Here is a 21,381-nt window from a genome sequence, read left to right on the forward strand (position 1 = left end):
TATCTTAAAACTTTATGAACATTATAAGCGAACTAGAGAAGGTAGGTATATACAATTACGAGTTGCTTGAAGATAAAGTCAATAGGTATCTGGATACTCTCTTTGAATGGAATAACACTACAAATCTGACATCCGTTGGCAGGGATGAGTTTCTTAAAAAGCATTTTCTTTTTTCATACAACTTTAAACAGCTTATAGAGGCATACGAGAATATCTTTGATTTTGGTAGTGGCAACGGCGTTCCTGGAATACCTTTGAGTTTAGTATTCCCTAACAAGAAATTTATCCTTGTTGAGAATAAAAAGAGGAAGATAGCGTTTCTTGAGTATGTTATAGATGTTTTATCACTTAAGAATGTTGAAGTTATTGACTCTTCAGTGGCAAAACCACTGAAAGAGTATCTATCCAACTTTTGTGTTGTAACAAAGGCATTCAACGATATAAAAGCAATCCGAAAATTTTTCAATACAAACTTCACTCTTTTTCTTCCATCTAGTAAAGGTATTGAAGACAAAAAGACCAAAGTCTTGAGCGTGTCTTCTCCTAAGATTGGAGATACTGGGAGGATAGTTTTTTACCATATAGAGGTTTTTATTTAATCGTATGATGGTCAATTACGAAATCCTGAAAGTTCAGATAAGGCTTAATATATGAATGGGCTATATCCTTTTTACGTAAAGACAAACTGTTGTTTAATTTATAATGAGGATGTTTAAAAAATTGCTATACGTCTTTAGAGATTAGCCAAGAAGAAGGATAAATTTGTGAAAGTATATTAAATAATGTATCTTGAAGGTAGGATTTGATACTCTTTCTGAAGAGCATCAAAAAAGTCTAAACCCCTGTCTGCCTACCTAGTAGAAATTGGAATTTATTTGAGACATTCTGACAATTTGAAATGGATGTAAATCTCTACTTATAATAATTCTGAGGTTAAGGATGGTAGGAGTTGTTTTGTTTTCCTTGTTTGGGATGGTTATCGGAATCCTTTCTGCTGGGGGATTAGTAAAGAGGATACTAAAATCTGAAACCATAAATAGATTTCTTGACAGAGTCGATAAGTTTGACCTAATTATAGGTTTAGTAGCAATATTTGTTGGAGTTTGGAATTTGTTCTCTCCAAACTTTGGTTTCAGGGTTGATATTCCGGGAGCTGACATTACAATACTTGGCGCAACTATACCATCACTCCTTGTCATACTTTCTGGAGCTTCAATATCCTTACACTACATACTACAAATCCTAAACATCCAAACCAACAAGAAGGAACAATTAATTAGAATAAGGTCTCAATACGGAGACTTGATAGGTATTGCTACATTCGTATTTTCTTTTCTCCATATACTAACTTACCAAACTGTTTTACTCTAGGGGATGTAGCTCAGCGGGAGAGCACTGCTTTCGCACGGCAGGGGTCGGGGGTTCAAATCCCCTCATCTCCAAAACTTATAACCTTAGTAGTTATTGGAATTCTTACTAGAAGGTAGCATTCTGCTTCGCATATCTCTCAATTCAATTTCTAGAATTTACAACCTATCTTATCCATTAGAGGTAAATTCTGAATTTTTAGAAAAGGAGAGTTTCTGTAATAAAACTTTACATTCTGATGTTTAATTAATAAAAGGAGGTTTGATATGAAGGTTAACTTTGTTGCCATATCGGGTAAGATATATGACGATAACCTTGAAGTCTATACCAAAAGTGGTAAGAAGTATAAACTTTACACTATTCGTTCAAGCCTAAACAGTTGGATAAGAGTAGTATCAAGAGACCCTATAAATACTTCAAGTGAAGTGATAATCTTCGGTAAAATTATAAACATATACGGAAACCTCGCCATCCTAGCAGTTGAGTATAAGAAATCAAGTATTTCTGAAAAATCATACTAGTGATATAAGGATATACAAGTTTGTAGAATTGACTATAGGTAGTGATAGATAATTCTACTTGGAGGTAGCAAATGGTTGAGACCAAGAAACCTGATACGCAAACTGATAAAAGATGGAAGATACTAGAAGGTCAGTTAAAGTTACACCAGTATAGGAAGGATGCACTTATAGAAATATTACACAAAGCACAGGAGGCTTTCGGTTTTTTGACAGATGAAGTTCTGACTTACATTGCCAAATCTCTAAGGCTACCAAAATCTTATGTTTATGGTGTAGTCACATTCTATCACTTCTTTAAACTAAAGCCACAGGGTAAGCATGTTGTTGTTCTCTGTATGGGAACGGCCTGCTACGTCAAGGGAGCAAATAAAATAGTAGAGTATATGAAAGAAAAGCATGGAGTGGATTTGGGACAGACAACGAAGGATGGGATTGTTAGTTTTATGTCTGCAAGATGTATAGGTGCTTGTGGAGTAGCACCAGCAGCAATGGTTGATGGTGTCCTAGAGCCATATTTTTCAATTGAGAAACTAGAAAGCAAAATAAGTGAGTGGAGGCAAGAAAACCAGTAAGGTCTTAATTTTTAAATTTTTGACTAACACAACATAAAAGAAATACCTATTTATCACAGGTTTATCTAAACTTACCTTTTATATATTCATAAACCTTGTGGTGAAGGAAGTATCTTACATCCTTACCTTGAATAATCCTCTCTCTTATAGATGTTGAACTTATGTCAATAAGAGGTGTGTTGAGGAACAAGATTCTATCTTTGAACTCTTCAAGAGACTTCGGAACTTTGGTAGTGTAGCCGAAACGAGGATACACAACCAACTTAACCTTCGTTAGTATGAACTCGTAGTTTCTCCATTTATGAAAATCTTTAAGGTTATCTCCACCTATGAGTAGAAAAAACTCATCTTTAGGATATTCGTTTGTGAAATGCTGGATAGTCAGGTAAGTGTAAGATACTTCTTTGTTAGACATTATCTCAAAGTTGGATACCTCAAAATTTTCGTTATCTTGTATTGATAATCTTACCATCTCGAGTCTCTCTTCGTTAGAAAATAATGGTTTTGTGTTTGCTTTGAAAGGAGACACTTTGGAAGGTATGAAAATGACTTTGTCTGCTTTCAAGTATTCTAATGACAACTCCGCTACTACGAGATGTCCGATGTGAGGGGGGTCAAATGTCCCCCCAAAGAGTATTACCTTCATCAAAAATAGACTATTCAAACATCTTTGATGGATCTTTCAAGTATTCTTTTTTCTTTCTCTCAAGTTCCTCTTTTCTTTTCTTCTGAAGTTCTCTTAATGTTTTCATTCTCTGGTTAAACCTCTCCTTCTCCGATTCTATTAGGAACCTTTTCTTTCCGTTGAGGAAAATACCATAACCTTCTTCATTACCTTCTTTGATGAATGTTGTTGCGTTTATTATATCTATCTCCGATATTTCTATCTTCTCACCTTTTCTCACATCCACTGCTCTACGGATAAGTTCCTCTTCGGTTAATGATAGCAAAGGAGCAACACCTACAGCTCCTTCAAGAACATAAACAACTGTTGATCTACTATCGGCATCAATTACAAACTCAGTTCCCCTGACAGTAGCAAAAGCAGTCTGTGTCTTAATATTTAGAGTCTTGTCCTTTGAAAACACACCACCTACTGACAGTATCACGCTACCAGATACTCTAACATTATCACTTTTAAAGCCTTTAGCAATCTTATCAAGTTGTTCAAATGTTATAGAAGAATTCTGTTCAACTTTTATGTATCCATTTTTGATTGAAATATAGCATTCCGAATCTCTTCCTGTAGTTATGGTATCGCCTTGTTTTATTACATATCCTACTTCAACACCAATTGTTTTACCCTTGTTCCTAACGAATACATCACCTATTGCGTTATCAACTACATATTGACTCGCTAGAGAAAACGGTATCGCAAAGCAGGTGAATAAGATAAACAACACAACTAATCTATACATAACAACCTCCTCAGTCAATAATATAGATTGTTGTTTAGTTTTTTCAAAATGCTTGTAAGGAGCAGTATAGAGCAGAAATCAAATAGTCAAAATCTCCGGTAGAGAGTCAGTTATGAGTATAGTATGTTCCCAGTGTGCTGACGGTTTTCTATCAAGAGTACATACAGACCAACCATCTTCAAGTATCACTACTTTGTAAGTTCCAGAGACAACCATAGGTTCAATAGCGATAGTCATACCCTTCTGCAATCTAGGCCCCATGGAGACTGGATAGTTAGGTATAGGTGGTGCTTCGTGTAAATACCTACCTACACCGTGCCCAGTGTATCCTCTTATGACATCAAAACCATTTTTTCTAACGTACTCATAGATCGCTCTTGATATCTCTCCAATTCTAACACCTACTCTACACATATCTATTGCTACCATAAGTGCTTGTCTAGTAACTTCTGATAGTTTGATTTTTAGTTGAGAAGCATTACCCACGACATAAGTTCTTGCTCCATCACCATACCTTCCTTCATACACAACACCTACATCTATTGAGATTATATCGCCTTCTTTGAGTATTACATCCTTTGAAGGAACACCATGAATGACTATCTCATTTACAGATGCACAAATGGAGTGGTTATACCTCAATACTTTTTTACCATCCGTAATGGAATACCCCTTAAAAGCAGGTCTTCCATTTCTTGAAAGGATAAAATCCTCTGCTATCCGATCTATTTCTAATGTAGAAATACCAGGTTTTATAAAATTCTCTAAATATGAGAGAGTCTCGGCAACAATCCTTGAAGCTTTTCTAATTTTTGCGATCTCTTCACTATCTTTGATTATTATTTCATTTGACATCTATAAAAGGTATAGTCGGGAGATCAAACTCCCGTAGGGACTAGTGTATCAACAAATAACTACAAACTAGATAGAGTTGTAGTGTGATAGGATTGTATCCTCTAACTCCTTTCTAAACTCTGAAGTTATTGGATGCGCAATATCTTTGTTTTGATCGCCAACTCTCCTTGAAGGCATTGAGACAAAGAGTTTGCCCTTACCTTCAACGATCTTAATGTTGTGAACCACAAACTGCCCATCAAAAGTCACGGAAGCAATACCCCTGACTTTGCTAGGTCTCCTTGAGTCACTAGGCAGTTTTTTGACTTTTACATCTGTAATCTTCATACAAACCTCCAGTAAGTTAGATAAATTCAACAGGTGCTTCTACAAACCTAGAAGCAAAAAATCTATCATTTGTTAAATTGATTCTCTGCGATAGTTTTTTAATTATTCTCTCAACATCCAATCCCTCATCAAAAACACCATAAACCGACGAACCACTACCACTCATCATTGCAAACAACGCTCCCAATAAGTAAAACTCGTTCTTTATTTTTTCAACTCTGTCTATTATGAACAATTCAAATGTGTTTTTCAACAAACCTCTTAAATTATGAATATTAATTTGATTCCGAATTATTCTACTTGCTATTTCATCAGCCCACCTGTGCTTATCGTAGAGTTTGTTATCCGATATGTATCTGTATGCTTCCGCAGTTGATACCGAAAAGTTTGGATACACGACGATGACGGTGTAATCTTTGAGCACCTCTACAAGCCCTCTAACTTCTCTTATCTTCTCACCCTTACCCCTCACAATACATCCTCCTTTGCGCAGAAAGAATGGAATATCAGAGCCTATAGTGTGGATACTTGATAGTATCAATTCTTTCTTGTCCTGCTTCAAGAGCCTATTTTCTTCAAGAAACCGAAGGAGTGATAGCAATACTCCCCCTCCATTACCACTACCACCACCAAGACCTGCTTTAGTAGGAATCCTCTTGTAAATCTTAATATCAAAACCCATCTCCACTCCTAATGTTTTCTCAACGAATTCAACAACTTTCCAAACAATATTCCTACTATCTTCAGGTATTTCAGAACTTTCAAACAAACTATTCTCAAAAATAACTTTAAGTTCCTTAGTGTTATTTTCTAGGTTAAATGAACACTCTAACTTATCGTATATGCTAATAGGAAGAAATATGCTCTCAATCTCGTGATACCCATCAGGCAATTTGCCAACAACCGTAAGTCCAAGATTTACTTTTGCTGAAGTTAGTAAAGTGTATTTCATGCAAGCCTCTTTATCATAGCAATCTCATCACAACTGTTGAGTTTAGGACATAGAATACAATCATTCCAAACTTTTTCAGGAAATATCTCCTTCACAACAGTTTCAAAACCAATTTTTTTAAAAAACTCCTCACTTCTTGTGAGGACGAAAACTCTCTTAACACCTAAACTCCTAACAATCTCAAGCCCCTTTTCAACCAACCTTCTTCCTATCCCTCTACCTTGAAACTTCTCTGAAACAACCAATGTTCTAAATTCTGTCATCTCCTTACTATAAAACTTTATAGCCATACAACCTACAATCTCTCCATCATATTGAGCAACTATGAAGTTCCTTATGTGATCAGAAATGTCATCCTTTGTTCTAGGCAACAAGTCTCCAGTCTTGACGTAGGGATCCATTAAGCCGTATATACTATCAACATCATCTAAAGTAGCATCTCTTATTGTGATACTATTTGAAATGTTTTGATCTTCAACACTACGCATATTTTAAACAATATAAACTAACAAATCTTTTAGTGCTCAAATGAGAGAATTCTAGTTGGCTAGTCAGTAGAATAAATTTCAACTTCATAACTCTATAACCCTAATTGAAAACATAAAAAACGAATTATCTCTTACTTTCTTCTAGTTCATTCCAAAGTCTTGCACACATACTTGCGAGTTCTCTAACTCTTGCTATGTAGTTTGCTCTCTCGGTTATGCTAATAGCATTCCTTGCATCAAGCATATTGAAGGTATGGGAACACTTCATAACTAGGTCGTAAGCAGGGAATATTAGTTTTGCTTCTATTAATCTTTTCGCTTCTTTCTCAAACTTGTTGAATAGTTCAAAGTATAGTGAAGTATCTGAAAGCTCAAAGTTATACACAGAATATTCGTATTCAAAGTATTTCTGAAGGTCTCCATACTTGACATCTTTATTCCATTTAATATCAAACACATTATCAACATCCTGAAGATACATAGTTATTCTTTCTGAACCGTAAGTAATCTCAACTGGTATAGGGTAAAGTTCTATTCCACCAACTGCTTGGAAGTAAGTGAATTGAGTTATCTCCATTCCATCAAGCCATACTTCCCATCCAAGACCCCAAGCCCCTAGAGTAGGAGATTCCCAGTCGTCATGGACGAACCTGATATCGTGCTCTTTCGTGTTTATTCCAAGCCTCTCAAGGCTCTCAAGATACATCTCCTGTATGTTTATCGGTGAAGGTTTCATTATCACTTGGAATTGATAGTAAAAACCGAGTCTGTTTGGGTTCTGACCGTATCTACCATCAGTTGGTCTTCTACAAGGCTCCACATAAGCAACATTCCAAGGCTTCTTACCAATAACTCTTAAGAATGTATCAGGATTGAAAGTTCCAGCTCCTACTTCCAAGTCCCATCCTTCTCTGATTACACATCCCTTCTCCGCCCAAAACTCCTTCAGCGTAGATAACACATCTTGAAAATACATACTATCTCCCTAGAACATAATGATATACAAACAATCTACTTTCTATCAATGAACTGAAAGTTTTAGATGTTCTAACCCCGTACATCACACATATATCTTATTTAGTCTCAAGGTATAATATAGCAAATTCACACAAGGTAGGCAATAGAATACCTAGATTTTATCATTTCAAAACAACTAGATAGATTAAAAAGTTCCTGCATTCTTACACTTTAGGATGAGATACAAAAGGAAGAGTTGAAGATTATCCTATCAGGCAATATGAAACATTCTAAAAACATTCTTTCTCAAAAACACTGAATTCCTAATCAATTCTATCAAAAGATAGTGGTAAAGACCGAAGAGAATAGATAAAAATTATTCCTTACCAAGGTAAAAATATGTTCAATAACTCTGCCTCGGCACTCATAGTTGCGCTACTTATGATAATGATACTATCAATAATATCAGTATCTCTACTAAATTTTATCAACTTCTACTATCTAGATGCTTCAAGGTTCTACGAATTTGAAAAACTCAAGTTAGCATCTGAAAACGATATTCTTGAAACCATATTATCAGTCAGGAGAGGTGAATTTATCACAAATACGGTTTTTAGAACCAATACCGACGATTTTGTGTATAAAGTTAGTAGAAGAATTTTTTCAACTAACAATCTATACACTGTAGTGCTTGACCTTGAATCGCCTAAAGCACGAGTTAGAAGAAGCATTAAATTCTATGTAATAACTCCTACTGATTTCTGCTACATGGTTATTGACAGATTAAATATAAAGAAGGATACTAAAGGGGTATTTTGGGGATACTCGTTCGTTAGAGGTGCATTAGGTGAATCTGATAACTTATTCTTTTCATATACATATCCACCTTTGTTTTCAGATATGACGAACTTAAATCTAGTATCCTATGTAGCATCCGCTGACATTTCACCAGAAACTCCTTCTCTTAACCTAAACATAAAATACAAAACAAACATCGTCAACTCTGCAAGTATAAGTATAGATATTAATGAGATAGTTAAGAAGACAATACCTCTAGTAAGCAAAGGTTGGTTGATTGACTCAAACTACCAAACAACCGAAGAGATACAAAATAGTCTAATCTCTGAAAAAGAGTATCTTGGGAGGTTTTCATACTCGGAAGCGAAAATAAGGTTGTCAAAATCTGTTGAAAACATATACTTTTCCAGAAGCAGGAATAGTGAAACTATAGACATTCTAAACAATTCGGATACCTTTGGTTCCAGAGGTGAAGTTACAAGGAAATTCATAAAATTTGAAGATGGTTTTTTAAAATTCAATACTTTTCCTGTTCAGATCACTCTACAACCCGAATCATTTTACGAACCTTATAAAATAAAACTCAACAGTGATACATTGAGGAATGTCAGTGAGTATAGGAAGGTAATAGGAGTGTATCTTGAGGATACTAATAGAAACCTTCTTAACGACGGAGTAATACTAGACAAAGATATTCTAACTATCACATCACCAGATATAAGGAGTCGGTATTATACAAATATTGGTAAGAGTGATGGCGTAAGAAGTAGATTTAGGATTTCAGCAGATATAAACCCTCAAAAGGTTTTCGTTGGAGGTAGAGAGGTAAGAGGTTTTTACATAGATAACTTTGAGATAGTTATGCCAACTACTCCAGAAAAAGGTAAAGACATTATCGTTATGCACAAAATACCAAAAGTTTTTATTAGGAAATCATTACCTGAAAACGGCATTCACCTTTTTACTGACAAGACAGACAAAGCTGTGTTGATAGACTTTGACTCAATTCAAAACTTACCAAAGAATGGACTAATATATTCCAAAAATCCTGTCATTCTAAAAGGTAGTCCTAACGAACCCGTCATAGTAGTTTCAGAAGATAATATCTATATTGATAGCATAAACAGGATACCTAATCCAAAAACACTAGTTATTATCTCTGCCAAGGGTGTCTTCATCAAAGAAGATGTAGAGGTTTTGAGGAATGTTATAATACTTTCAAAACTTGATGGTATTTACAGAGTTGGACCTAGTAGAACTGATGATATCTCTGAAGAGAGAAGCAAATGGGTCTTTGGGACAGTTATACTCACATCAGAACTAAAGAATAATGTTGCTAACAATTCCAAGAAAGGATACATAACAAGTTATGAGAACCCTATCAATAACTCAACATTCTCAATCTCACCAAGAGTGATGTCAGACTACCTGTCAGATAGTGAATTCGGTAAAACATTAAGGTCTATTTTGCCTCCTATAGTAGTAGTTGTGAGTATTAGGTAAGGATAATGAGATGTTGCGTTCAGAAATCATTTTCTTAATCTCTACAAGATAAATAAGAAGCGCTATTAGGTGTGGATATTAGAATTATCTCTTTATCTGTAAAGAGAAATGTTTTTACATATAAAATTTATATCAATATGCTAAAAGTTCTCGTTGTAGATGATGAGAAAGGTATAAGGATGTTCTTTGAAGAGATGTTAAAGGATAGTTGTGAAGTGGATACTGCCGAAGATGGACTTAAGGGTTTTGAAAAGATAAGGGATAATAATTACGATTTAGTATTCCTTGACTTGAGGATGCCTGTGATGAGTGGTATTGATGTGCTTGATAAAGTCTCAAGTTTGAAAACTGACACAAATGCCCCACCTTACATCGTAGTTTTGACAGCGATAGATGACATAGCAACAGTTGTGAAATGTGTTAAGATGGGTGCTTATGATTACATAGTAAAACCTATAAATGTTGGTAGAGTTGAGATAATAATTAACCAGGTTAAGATCCTCGTCTCAAAATACAAGGAAATAGATGAACTAAAGAAATCCAAAGATGCTGTGGTGTTTGTTGGTAAAAGCGAAGCTGCTAGAGAGGTTCTATCAAAAATAGAACAAGCATCAAAGGTTGATGTTAATGTAATAATAAGTGGTGAGAGCGGTGTTGGAAAGGAGATAGTTGCCAAACTTATACATCTTAAAAGTAAAAGAAGAGATAAGAAGTTTGTTCCTGTTGATTGTTCATCTTTTCCAGAAACACTAATTGAGAGTGAGTTGTTTGGATACGAAAAAGGTGCTTTCACAGGAGCATACTCAAAGAAGATTGGTAAGATAGAATACGCAGATGGAGGAACACTGTTCCTAGATGAAGTTGGGAATATGCCACTATCAGTCCAAGCAAAACTCTTAAGGTTTCTACAAGAGAGAAGCTTCACAAGGATAGGAGGACTAAAGAACATTGAAGTTAATATTAGAATCATCAGTGCAACGAATGTAGAGCTAAAAAAACTCATAGAAAATGGAAAGTTTAGAGAGGATTTATTCTACAGACTTAATGTATTCCCGATATACATACCACCGCTAAGAGAAAGAAAAGAAGATATACCACTACTAATTGAACACTTCATAACTAGATATTCCTTGGTTTATGGAAAAAGGATTTCATTCTCCCAAAAAGCCATCAAAAAACTAATGTCATATAACTTCCCTGGCAATGTAAGGGAACTACAGAACTTGGTTTTACGGTATTTGGTCATGTCAAGAGATGGAGATGAGATAGAAGATGTGGATATTGAACTATATAGCGAAGCTCCATACTTCCCCAAACTTTATTCATTGAAGGAGATACAAGACATTTATATCAGTTATATTCTCAAACATACTGGGAACAACATAACAAGGGCATCAAAAATTCTAGGTGTTTCAAGAAGAAGTATTTACAATTGGTTGGAAAGGAGAGAGAAAAAGATATGAGAGTAGTCTTTCTAGGAACTGGAACTTCCACCGGCGTTCCTGTAATAGGTTGTAAATGTAGAGTTTGCAATTCTAACAATCCGAAGAACAAAAGACTAAGAACTTCTGCTTTTGTTGAGTATAATAACAAAAAGATACTTATAGATGTCACACCAGATTTCAGGTTCCAGGCGCTGTCAAACAATATAAATTATATTGATGCTGTTCTAATAACGCACTCTCACGCAGATCATGTAAATGGTTTTGATGATCTAAGACAAATTAACTTCTCTATGAACTGGAAGGTAATCCCTGTATTTATCAATAGAACATCATACTGGGAATTACAGAGTAGGTTTGAATATGTTTTTAGTGATTCAAATCAACTTGGTGGAGGAAAGCCTTTGGTTAGCGTTCATGTCGTTGAAGACTTTGATGAGATAAACCTAAATGGAACTAAAATATCTACTTTCTTCTACTATCACGGAAGACTGAAAGTTAACGGTTATAGAATGGGTAATTTCTCGTACCTTACTGATGTTAGTTTCATACCGAAGAAGACTTTGGAAATGCTAGAAGGAGTTGAAGTTTTGGTTATAAGTGCCTTAAGGTTTCTTCCCCATGCGACACATCTCTGCTTTTCTGAAGTAGTGAATCTGGTTAGAGATATTAAGTTCAAGAAAGTATATCTTACTCATATAGGTCATGATGCCGACTATGATGAAATAGTTGAATATCTTAAGGGAACAAATATAGAACCTGCTTACGATGGACTTGTTCTGGAATTATGAAGAAGGTAATTCTTTCACTTGGGTCTAACATTGAACCAAGAAATGTTTTCATAGAAAGAGCAATTGAAAAGTTAAGAGTAGGAGTTAATATCCTAAAGATCTCAAGAATCTACCAAACGAAGCCATGGGGCTATGAAGAACAGAATGATTTCCTTAATCTTTCACTTGTTGGATACACCAATCTTCTTCCATTTGAACTCCTAACTTTTATAAAAGATATTGAAAAATCCGTTGGTAGAAAGGATAGGTTCAAGTGGGGACCTAGAGAAATTGACATTGATATTGTGTATTACTCATCAATCGTAATCCACACAAATACTCTTCGTATTCCACATCCCTACAGGTTAGACAGAAGATTTGTCCTAATTCCAACTTTTGAGATAGAGCCTAACTTTATTGATCCAGAATACAACATCAGTATTTCTAAACTAGTTCAAAAATGCATCTACAGGAACTCAGAGTTTTAAAATAACGCCTGTAATGTCATTGTGATAATACTACCATTTACACTCTTCTAAAAATATGGTATTGTAAAGGTAATTAACAAGCTACAATACGTGAAATTTGATTATTTCTACTCTTCGGAGATCCAAGTTCTTATGACTCTAGCAGCGATGTCAGGTTTCTCTCTTGCTATGCTTATTATACTTTCAAGTAGTTCCATTCTGGCTTTCTCTTCAACAGATAGTTCAACCATAGCACCTTCTTGTTCTGCTGCTCTGAGTGCTGCTTCACGCATAAGCTGTTGTTGCCTTGCGAGTTCTTCCTCTCGTAGTCTCCTTCTCCTTGCAACTTCTTTCATTATCGCTCTGTAGAGTAGTAACAGTAGGAATAGGACTATTAAGACAAGTATAGTAGCAATCAAGATTCTTCTTATCTGGTATCTTCTTAGAAGTTCTTCATCTTCTTTTTGAAACTGCTTCGTTCTGTCAAACTTTATGAAGGTTACAACAACGCTATCCCCTCTTATAGGGTTATAACCTATTGCTCTCTTTACCCATTCTTCTATCCTACGTAGTTCTTCTTCATCAGGTGGAGTAAACTTCCTTTTGACTCTACCCCTCTCATCAAGCACTGGTTCACCGTCCTTGAGTTCAACTTCCCATACACCATCAACAGCAACTGCTACACTAACACGGTTTATATCGTAAGGTTGGTTCTTTTGATTAACTTTTTCCTTACTCAACTCATAATTCACAATCTCCTCATTCTTCTGGTATGTAGTGAACTTATCTATCTTTTCTTTTATACCAGGTGGAACATTTGCTTCAACACCAGGAGGTCCTTCCGGTATATAAGCGGGGCCTTTGAAGTCCTCTTTCGTTGTTTTCTTACTTATAGGCACATTTATTTCAACCTGACTCTCATCATAGGGCGTAAGAGGATTATCCTGTTTTACAACAGTTGGTATTACCTTATCCTGTTGTATCTCCTTCTTATCCCACCTCATATCAACTTCTGCACTTACTATTATTCTATCCTCACTTATTGCCTTTGAAAGCTCATTATGGACTCTTTCAATAAGTTCTCTCTTTATTCTCTCTTTAACCTTTATTTGCTCTCTCGCCGCTCTTATATCATCCGAAACTTGATCTCCCAGAAGGAGGTCGCTTAATACATTACCCTGATTATCAACAACAACGATATTTTCAGGTTTCAGACCGTCAATACCACGAGCAACGAGTTCTACTATAGCTTTCACTTTATTCTTATTCTCTCTCAAGTCCGAGTAAGGAGATGGTGTTACTACAACTGAAGCGGTTTTCTCTGTCTCATCCTCTTTAAAGAGTCTTTCTTTCTGAAAAGGTAGCACTATTTTGACATCTTCAATATCATCAATCATTTTAAGGTGTCGCTCAATTTCACCTACTATTGCCCTGTGTAGATTAACATTCCTTTCAAAGTCGGTCGTTGTGAAAGATTGAACATCAAAAAGTTCAAATCCTTTTATGTTGTTTGGGATTATCCCTTCCCAGGCAAGTCTCATTTTTGCCTTTTGTTTTGTCTCTTCATCTGAAACTAGAACAAATTTATTGTCTCTTGTCTCAAATGGTATGTTAAGTTCGGTTAATTTCTTTGTGATCCTTGCAAAATCGTCTGGAGATAGTGCCTGAGGGTAAAGTAAAACTTTAGTAGTTGGCCTTGATATTAAAACTACAACAACAACTGCAACTACTACTGCTAAAATTGAAGATATTACTACTATCTTTGATGTGAGAGAAAGCTCCCTAAATCTGTTAAAAACGTTTCTCAAAAACTCAAGGATATTATTCATCGTTCCCTCCCAATTCCTCTTGTAGATATTATTTTTTATTAGTATCTGATTTTCAATATAAGAGGTTAAACAACTATTACCCTTACCAATGGCATTGAAGATACTATCTTGCATCTTTTTAACATATCTTAAACTCTAATTGACTTAATTGAGAGTATTTATATATCATTCCAAAAGTTAGTTCTGGAGAAAACGATGGACTGGAAGAAGTCAATACTCTCTGAAGTAAATTATACATTTGTCTCAAACCCTTATCCAAGATATAATGAGTATGTGAAAGTAAGTTTCAGAGTTATAAAGAACAATCCTATAAAGAATGCTTACATAAGGGCTATAATTGATGGTGGTTCGCATTACTCAAGGATGAATATCTCAAGACAAACAAAACATTTTGTGTATTACGAAGGTTGGCTTAGAATGTCTCAAAAGAGTATAAACTATCATTTCATAATTGATGCTGGAAGCGAGGTTCTCTTCTATACAAGAGCTGGGCTATTTTCATATGCTCCAACTGAAGACCACGATTTTGTAATAATAGCCGAGTTTGAAAACCCTGAATGGGTTCCAGGAAGTGTATTTTACCAAATCTTTCCAGATAGGTTCTGTCAAGGAAGACCAGAATTGTCTGTAAAAACAGGTGAATACGAATACAGGGGACACAAAACTATTAAACTTGAATGGGGAACTGAACCTCTACCTTACAGCAAAGGTTTCTGTCTTGATTTTCAGGGCGGAGATTTGTACGGAATAAAAGAAAAAATCCCATACCTTGCTTCTATTGGAGTAAATGCGCTATACTTAAATCCTATTTTTAAGGCGATGACACATCACAGATATGATACCATTGACTACTTCAATGTAGATCCTCACCTTGGCGGTAATGAAGCTTTGAAAGAACTAGTTGATGAACTTCACAAGAATGGTATGAAGATAATACTTGACATATCAATTAACCATACCGGAGATAAACATTACTGGTTTCTTAAAGCACTTGAAGACAAATCCTCCGAAGAGAGAAGTTTTTACTATTTTAACGAGAGAGACGAGTATAAGGGATGGGCTGGACTTTCTGAACTACCTCAACTTAATTACAACTCAAAGAAATTGAGAGAGTTAATTTTTGAAGGTGAGAACTCTGTTGTTAGGTATTACATTAAAAACTTTGATATAGACGGATGGCGTTTTGATGTTGCTAATGACACTGGTAGGAATGGTAGAGACCAGTTCGGTAATGAAATATTTGCAAGGATAAGAGAAAGAGTGAAGAGTGTAAAAAGGAGTGCTTACCTAATTGGCGAACACTGGGAGGATAATATTAGTTATTTGCTTGGAGATCAGTTGGATGGTTGTATGAACTACTTTGCATCATCAAGACCTTTGAGAGTATTCGCTGGTGAGGTTGATAGATTTCTAAGAAATGTAGTAGAACCAGGAAGAAAGTTGAGGCCATCTACAGGTGCAGAAATCAATGAACAGATCCAACAACACTTTACAAGACTGCCAAACCAGATAGCATTCCTTCAGTTTAACCTAATAGATTCACACGACATACATAGATTCCACAACTCAGTATTCTTTGAAAGAGATATATATAAAGGTATGCTAATAATTCTCTTTCTACTACCGGGCACTGTGTCAATATACTATGGGGATGAGATAGGATTAGGAGGAAGAACAACAGATGTTGAAGGATGTAGATATCCTATGGAATGGAATGAAGAAAAATGGGACAGATGGTTTCTAAATCTATACTCTACTTTGTCTAAACTCAAAAGAGTAGAAAAAGTACTCCATACAGGAGCATACAGACCTCTGTATGCCGATGAAGATACGTTTGTTTTCTCAAGGTTTGATGAGAGTAAGTGCTTTGTAGGTACTCTATCAAGATCCGAAGAAGAGAAGAAAATATCAATTCCAGTTTATCCATCAGGTGTAATTGATGAAGAAGGATTTGATGTATTCACAAACGAAAGGTTCAAAGCGAAAGATGGATACCTAAATGTGAAAGTATCTAAAAAACGACAGATGTTAATATCATTCAATCTACAATAGGTATTTATCTAAAACTAAAGTTCAAATAGGAATGGTTTAGAAATCGCTCTTAAAGTATTCCAGATACTAAACTTCACAGTAGTCAGTTTGATTGACATAACAAGACTATCGGGACTATTCAAAATCATGAAGATTATAGGATAATTCCTTAAGGATGATAGAAAATTTTTAGACTTTAATTCGTGGTTTTAGGGTTATCTTTAAGAGTTCTAAACTCTAGTCAGAGTTTAAATTTTTAAGCCTTGTTCGTTTCACCTATCAGGTTCTGTAGTTTTTCAAGTGCTTTACCTGATGAGATTGATTTCTTTGCTAGCTCAACAGCATCCTGAAGATTTTTAACTCTACCTGTTAGGAATATAGCCAAAGCAGAGTTTATTAGAACTGCATTTTTTTGAGGTATAGGTTTATCATTAAGTATGTCCATACAAATGTTTTTGTTATACTCAATATCACCACCTAGTATGTCTTCAAACGGTATTGGATCAAGACCAAAATCTTGAGGTTTTAGTCTGACATACTTGACATTACCATTGTTTAGGTATGCTACTTTTGTTGAGGAAGAGGGTGAAACTTCATCAAGCCCATCTTCACTATGAACCACGAAAGCTTTTTGCAAGCCAAGATTATGTAAAACTTCAGGAAGTATCTTAAGTAGTTTCTCATCAAATACTCCTATGAGTTGATATTTAGGTCTTGATGGGTTTACCAGTGGTCCAAGTATGTTGAATATCGTTCTAACACCAAGTTCTTTTCTTATCGGTGCTACATTCTTCATCGCAGGATGGTAAATAGGGGCAAACAGAAACCCAATACCCAATGTATTTATTATTTTCTCCATCCTTTCAGGCTTTATATCTATCTTCACACCTAGCGATTCTAACAGGTCTGCACTACCAACCTTGCTTGACACTGATCTATTACCATGCTTTGGAACCTTCAACCCTTCAACTCCAGCAATCACAAAAGAAGATATAGTAGAGATATTTATAGTATGTTTTCCATCACCACCAGTTCCACAGTTATCTACAGTTTCTCCATCAACGTTTATCTTGATAGCATTATCAAGCATACCTCTCGCAAAGCCAAGAATTTCGGAGCTACTCTCTCCTTTTACTCTAATCCCGAGAAGTAGAGCAGATGTCAGAACAGGTGATATTTCACCTCTAATTATCTTATCAGCAATAATCTGTGATTCTTGATCTGACAAATCTTCCTTTGAACTTACTTTATTTATGAAGAATGACACACTGATAGTAGGCTTAATAAAATCTATGAAGTTTTTGATCATCTTCATACCATACTCCGTTGCGATAGACTCTGGGTGGAACTGAACGCCGAAGAGAGGATATTCTCTGTGTCTAACTCCCATTATCTCATCATCTTCGCTTGAAGCAGTAATCTCAAGTTCTTTAGGTAATGAAGATGGGTCTATCACAAGAGAATGATATCTTGTTGCTTTCAGAGGGTTGGTTATCTCTTTGAAAACATCTTTCTGGTTATGAACTATCACAGAAGTTTTTCCATGCATGATTCTCTTTGCGTGTATTATCTTCCCACCAAAAACTTCACCTATTGCCTGATGACCTAGGCAAACGCCTAGTATTGGTATCTTTGTGTAGAATTCTTTTATTAGTTCCTCTGAAATACCTGCATCCTTGGGCCACCCGGGACCAGGTGAGATTATTATGCCTGAGGGGGACATTTTCCTTATCTCTTCTACGCTAACCTCGTCATTCCTAAAAACTTTTACATTACTATACAGTGTTCCAACATACTGAACAAGGTTATACACAAACGAATCATAGTTATCAATAAACACAATCATAGGTAAGAATTATAGTCAAATATTACCCTTTTTTCAAATTCAACCTACTGTTGGGATAATTTTGAAATTAATCCGACAAATTTTCAACTAACCTGAAGAGTATCCAGAAAATTGAGTAATTAACATTAAAAATGAGTTAATAGAGTTATGGATTTGAAAGGTATATTAATTATCTATAATCACTACGCCAAATTTTGAAAAATCTTAATTCAGCAAATCTAACACTATTTACCTAATTAGCGATATAAAGTTAGTCTCGCTAAAGTTTCCGTTCATATCTTCCAGCCACATTGAAACTTCGTTGGTGTTATTATCTATTTCAAACGATAGATATTTGACATTCCCAAAAGCACTCTCACTCAGCTTCTTTTCGTTAACTGTATAGTGTATGAGTTTAACACCGCTACCATAATCTCCATCTGAAAACTCCAGAAATACAGACACCCTTTGCCCTTTTACAACAAACTTACTTTCTGATAACTTCTTTGAACCTTCAATTTCTACCCTTTTAAAGAAAGGTTTTTCTCTGTCTAGAGAGTATGAAACAACTTTGAACTTTACAACTTGATTTGTGAAGTTTCCATCAAGATCTGTGTATCCAATACTACATTCATAGTTACCTTCCGATAGCGACAGATAAACTATTTCATAAGGGTTTATCTCTGATTCCCTGTTGAACTTCCTATAAAGAGGGTATTCAACAACTCTACTTCTACCATCACTTATAGACAGATAGGATTTGGAAAAATCAATACCTGATATGTCAGTAGGGTCTAGCCACTTTATCTGTATGTCATTAGTTCGGTAGAATACTGAACCATTTGTAGGATTTAGTATTCTGAATGTAGGTGGGTTTTTGTCAAAATAAACTCTACTTGTAATCTGGCTATTACCAATCACTACCAAATACTCGCCTTCCTTAAAGAAGGTATGATCAGCAGAGTATAAACCTTTTATTCTTGATGTAGGTTGTGTAATTAACACATTCGTTACACCTTCATAACTGTCTATAACAAGAGCCTTGACAGGAGATTGATAGATAAAAAAGAAACGAACCTGTTGAGTTATCTTTCTAGGAATTTCAACTTCATTGATACCTTCAGATATTATTATTGGAGTTTGAGTTGTGTTTGATATTGAAAAGGCAATGTTGGTCTTGAAAACGATCTTCTTACCTTCAGAGAAAGAAAACGATACAATCCTTCCTTTACCATAAGTTATGGTATGAAACCAAGGAGTGAATAATCTTATCGTGTCCTCAGAAACTCTTTTGAATAGTATATCTTCTCCTAGTGTAAAGGTTTGAACCTTGTTGTCTATCTTTACTGATAACTTTATATCTTGATGTCCATGACTATTTTTATGGTTTTCTTTCAGTGAGTATGATAACTCTAATATGAATATAGGGTTTAGAGGAATGAAGTTTGTATAGTTGATAACTGAAAAACTTTTGACAGAGAAAGTAGTATGACCATAAATTTTCATACACTCCGAAACAATCAGTAGGCTTAACACTGACAGAATAACTTTGTGTATCATAATACAAATTATGGTTATATCAACGCATTGATTTCTATAAATATTCATAAATCAGTTTGTAGAAACTGGTTTGAGAAACCTAAATAATACTTCTGTAAGAATAATCTGGAGGGCTTATGAAGAAGAAGTTCCTTGCTTTCCTTATACTTTCATCAATGATACTAACATTCTGTTCCAGACCTAGTTTAAGGGATGAGGAGACAATTGTTCTAACCCTTTCTCAAGAGCCACAGACTCTTAATCCTGTTTCATCTCTGGATTTGTATTCATCAATAGTAATATCATTTGTGTATGACTCTCTCTTTGAAGTTGATAAAAATCTGAATTTCACTCCAAAGATAGTGAAGGAATATACAGTATCATCTGACTCCAAAGTTTTCAGATTTAAGATAAAAGAAAACGCGAGATGGCAAGATGGGAAACCAATAACCGCAGACGATGTTATATACACCTACTCAATGATCACAAATCCTATATCAAGAGCGTTTAACAAAGTTGCACAATACAAGGATGTTGAGTATGTGAAGAAGATAGATGAACTAACATTTGAGGTAAAATACAGACAACCTTACGCACCAGCACTTGAGAGTTGGGCTATGATACCAATACCAAAGCATATCTTTGAGAAAGAAGATTTTCAAAATACGAAATATAACTCTTTTCCTATTGGAAGTGGCGCTTATGAAGTGAAGAAGGTTGTTCCCGGGCAGTATATTATACTTGAAAGAATAACAAATTACTGGGATGTTGATAACACACCAAAAATAAAGAGAATTGTATTTAAAATCATAAAAGACCCTACAGTTGAGTTTAACGCACTCAAGGTTGGTGAGGTAGACCTGGCAGGTATAAGACCAATAGACTGGGTCAATCAGGCACAAGAAGACTGGTTTAAGCAGAAGTTTAACACTTACAGATACTACACTCTAAACATATCTCAAATAGCGATAAACCTAAAAGATGAGATATTATCAGACAAACTCGTTAGAAAAGCACTATCTCACTCCGTAAACAAAGAAGAGATCAAAAAGAGTGTATATTTCGGTCTTGCAGAGCCACTTTCAGGTCCCTTCCCCCCTAACAGTTGGGCTTTTAACCCTAATGTGAAAGATTACGAGTTTTCACTAGAAAAGGCTTCAAAACTACTAGATGAGGCTGGTTGGAAGGATACTGACGGTGATGGAGTGAGAGATAAAGGGGGCAAAAAACTATCCCTTGAACTTATTATTCCTCAGGGTAGCGAAACAGGTATAAAGATTGGAGAGATACTCAAGGAAACATTAAAGAACATAGGTGTTGAACTCAATATAAGAGTTATGGAATGGTCAATGGTTACGAAAACAATAGATAGTAAGACATTCCAGATGGTGATGTTTGGATGGTCACTTTCTCTTGACCCAGATCCCTACGATATATGGCATTCTTCGCAGATAAATGGAGGAATAAACTATGTAAGTTATTCAAACAAGGAAGTTGATAAACTCTGTGAAGAAGGTAGAAGGATCTTTAACAAGGAAGAACGAAAGAAAATATATGCAAGGGTTCATCAGATAATACAGGATGATTTACCTTACATATTCCTATTCTCAAGAGCATCACTTGTAGGAGCAGATAGGCGAGTAATTAATATAGATCCTTCAACAGTAGGAATATATTGGAACTTCAATAAATGGGAATTACAAAAACCCTAAAGATAAA

Annotated in this window: 20 protein-coding genes and 1 tRNA gene; 11 read left to right on the plus strand and 10 right to left on the minus strand. The window is 35.3% G+C overall.

From position 1 onward, the window contains the following. Positions 1 to 14 precede the first annotated feature (14 nt). The 5 genes from rsmG to NZ579_00835 all read left to right on the plus strand — a co-directional run bounded on the left by rsmG (position 15) and on the right by NZ579_00835 (position 2,461). Complete coding sequence (gene rsmG / locus NZ579_00815) at positions 15 to 599, plus strand: 16S rRNA (guanine(527)-N(7))-methyltransferase RsmG (protein ID MCS7298486.1); 585 nt, start codon at positions 15 to 17, stop codon at positions 597 to 599. Positions 600 to 939: 340 nt separating this feature from the next. Next, a complete protein-coding gene (locus NZ579_00820) occupies positions 940 to 1,371 on the plus strand; it encodes a hypothetical protein (GenBank protein MCS7298487.1) in 432 nt (143 codons plus the stop codon). Further along, positions 1,371 to 1,442 (plus strand) — tRNA-Ala (locus tag NZ579_00825). Before NZ579_00820 ends, NZ579_00825 begins: the two co-directional genes overlap by 1 nt. 192 nt (positions 1,443 to 1,634) lie before the next feature. Further along, entirely contained in the window at positions 1,635 to 1,889 is a 255-nt protein-coding gene (locus NZ579_00830; protein ID MCS7298488.1) for a hypothetical protein, read from the plus strand. A gap of 71 nt (positions 1,890 to 1,960) precedes the next feature. Beyond that, positions 1,961 to 2,461, plus strand: coding sequence for an NAD(P)H-dependent oxidoreductase subunit E (locus tag NZ579_00835; protein MCS7298489.1), 501 nt, complete (start codon positions 1,961 to 1,963; stop codon positions 2,459 to 2,461). Between the two features lie 61 nt (positions 2,462 to 2,522). Here NZ579_00835 and nadD read toward each other — a convergent pair whose 3' ends face one another. The 7 genes from nadD to NZ579_00870 all read right to left on the minus strand — a co-directional run bounded on the left by nadD (position 2,523) and on the right by NZ579_00870 (position 7,477). Next, positions 2,523 to 3,107 carry a nicotinate (nicotinamide) nucleotide adenylyltransferase gene (gene nadD, locus NZ579_00840; protein MCS7298490.1) on the minus strand — a complete coding sequence of 195 codons (585 nt, stop codon included), beginning with the start codon at positions 3,105 to 3,107 and terminating at the stop codon, positions 2,523 to 2,525. A 10-nt stretch (positions 3,108 to 3,117) separates the two neighbouring features. Next, the gene (locus NZ579_00845) at positions 3,118 to 3,879 is read right to left on the minus strand and encodes a FecR domain-containing protein (protein ID MCS7298491.1); all 762 of its coding nucleotides are present in this window, start codon (positions 3,877 to 3,879) and stop codon (positions 3,118 to 3,120) included. A 78-nt stretch (positions 3,880 to 3,957) separates the two neighbouring features. Next, complete coding sequence (map, locus tag NZ579_00850; GenBank protein MCS7298492.1) at positions 3,958 to 4,734, minus strand: type I methionyl aminopeptidase; 777 nt, start codon at positions 4,732 to 4,734, stop codon at positions 3,958 to 3,960. Positions 4,735 to 4,800: 66 nt separating this feature from the next. Next, positions 4,801 to 5,061 carry a SpoVG family protein gene (locus tag NZ579_00855; GenBank protein ID MCS7298493.1) on the minus strand — a complete coding sequence of 87 codons (261 nt, stop codon included), beginning with the start codon at positions 5,059 to 5,061 and terminating at the stop codon, positions 4,801 to 4,803. Between the two features lie 16 nt (positions 5,062 to 5,077). Next, positions 5,078 to 6,013, minus strand: a complete 936-nt coding sequence (ispE, locus tag NZ579_00860; protein MCS7298494.1) for a 4-(cytidine 5'-diphospho)-2-C-methyl-D-erythritol kinase — start codon at positions 6,011 to 6,013, stop codon at positions 5,078 to 5,080. After that, positions 6,010 to 6,501, minus strand: a complete 492-nt coding sequence (locus NZ579_00865; GenBank protein MCS7298495.1) for an N-acetyltransferase — start codon at positions 6,499 to 6,501, stop codon at positions 6,010 to 6,012. Before NZ579_00865 ends, ispE begins: the two co-directional genes overlap by 4 nt. A 124-nt stretch (positions 6,502 to 6,625) precedes the next feature. Continuing rightward, positions 6,626 to 7,477 (minus strand): glycine--tRNA ligase subunit alpha, encoded by an 852-nt coding sequence (locus NZ579_00870; GenBank protein MCS7298496.1) that lies wholly within the window; start codon positions 7,475 to 7,477, stop codon positions 6,626 to 6,628. Positions 7,478 to 7,857: 380 nt separating this feature from the next. On the opposite strand from NZ579_00870, the gene NZ579_00875 reads away from it, so the two are divergent. The 4 genes from NZ579_00875 (at position 7,858) to folK (ending at position 12,459) form a co-directional block, all read left to right on the plus strand. Continuing rightward, positions 7,858 to 9,759, plus strand: a complete 1,902-nt coding sequence (locus NZ579_00875; protein MCS7298497.1) for a hypothetical protein — start codon at positions 7,858 to 7,860, stop codon at positions 9,757 to 9,759. Positions 9,760 to 9,896: 137 nt separating this feature from the next. Then, entirely contained in the window at positions 9,897 to 11,222 is a 1,326-nt protein-coding gene (locus NZ579_00880) for a sigma-54 dependent transcriptional regulator (GenBank protein ID MCS7298498.1), read from the plus strand. Continuing rightward, positions 11,219 to 11,992, plus strand: coding sequence for an MBL fold metallo-hydrolase (locus tag NZ579_00885; GenBank protein MCS7298499.1), 774 nt, complete (start codon positions 11,219 to 11,221; stop codon positions 11,990 to 11,992). The genes NZ579_00880 and NZ579_00885 overlap by 4 nt, the downstream gene beginning before the upstream one ends. After that, the gene (gene folK, locus NZ579_00890; GenBank protein ID MCS7298500.1) at positions 11,989 to 12,459 is read left to right on the plus strand and encodes a 2-amino-4-hydroxy-6-hydroxymethyldihydropteridine diphosphokinase; all 471 of its coding nucleotides are present in this window, start codon (positions 11,989 to 11,991) and stop codon (positions 12,457 to 12,459) included. Before NZ579_00885 ends, folK begins: the two co-directional genes overlap by 4 nt. Positions 12,460 to 12,566: 107 nt before the next feature. Here the strand turns inward: folK and fliF are convergent, their stop codons facing one another. Continuing rightward, a complete protein-coding gene (gene fliF, locus NZ579_00895) occupies positions 12,567 to 14,267 on the minus strand; it encodes a flagellar basal-body MS-ring/collar protein FliF (GenBank protein ID MCS7298501.1) in 1,701 nt (566 codons plus the stop codon). Positions 14,268 to 14,462: 195 nt separating this feature from the next. On the opposite strand from fliF, the gene NZ579_00900 reads away from it, so the two are divergent. Beyond that, positions 14,463 to 16,319, plus strand: a complete 1,857-nt coding sequence (locus NZ579_00900) for a glycoside hydrolase family 13 protein (GenBank protein MCS7298502.1) — start codon at positions 14,463 to 14,465, stop codon at positions 16,317 to 16,319. A gap of 235 nt (positions 16,320 to 16,554) precedes the next feature. Here NZ579_00900 and NZ579_00905 read toward each other — a convergent pair whose 3' ends face one another. Beyond that, positions 16,555 to 18,144, minus strand: a complete 1,590-nt coding sequence (locus tag NZ579_00905) for a bifunctional anthranilate synthase component II/anthranilate phosphoribosyltransferase (protein MCS7298503.1) — start codon at positions 18,142 to 18,144, stop codon at positions 16,555 to 16,557. 228 nt (positions 18,145 to 18,372) lie between these two features. Then, on the minus strand, positions 18,373 to 19,683 hold the full coding sequence (locus NZ579_00910) for a hypothetical protein (protein ID MCS7298504.1): 1,311 nt from the start codon (positions 19,681 to 19,683) through the stop codon (positions 18,373 to 18,375). A 116-nt stretch (positions 19,684 to 19,799) separates the two neighbouring features. Between NZ579_00910 and NZ579_00915 the strand changes: the two genes are divergently transcribed. Further along, positions 19,800 to 21,374 (plus strand): peptide-binding protein, encoded by a 1,575-nt coding sequence (locus NZ579_00915; GenBank protein ID MCS7298505.1) that lies wholly within the window; start codon positions 19,800 to 19,802, stop codon positions 21,372 to 21,374. Positions 21,375 to 21,381: the final 7 nt, after the last annotated feature.

The sequence above is a fragment of the Spirochaetota bacterium genome, from assembly GCA_025061835.1.
GTDB lineage: Bacteria > Spirochaetota > Brevinematia > DTOW01 > DTOW01 > SKYB106.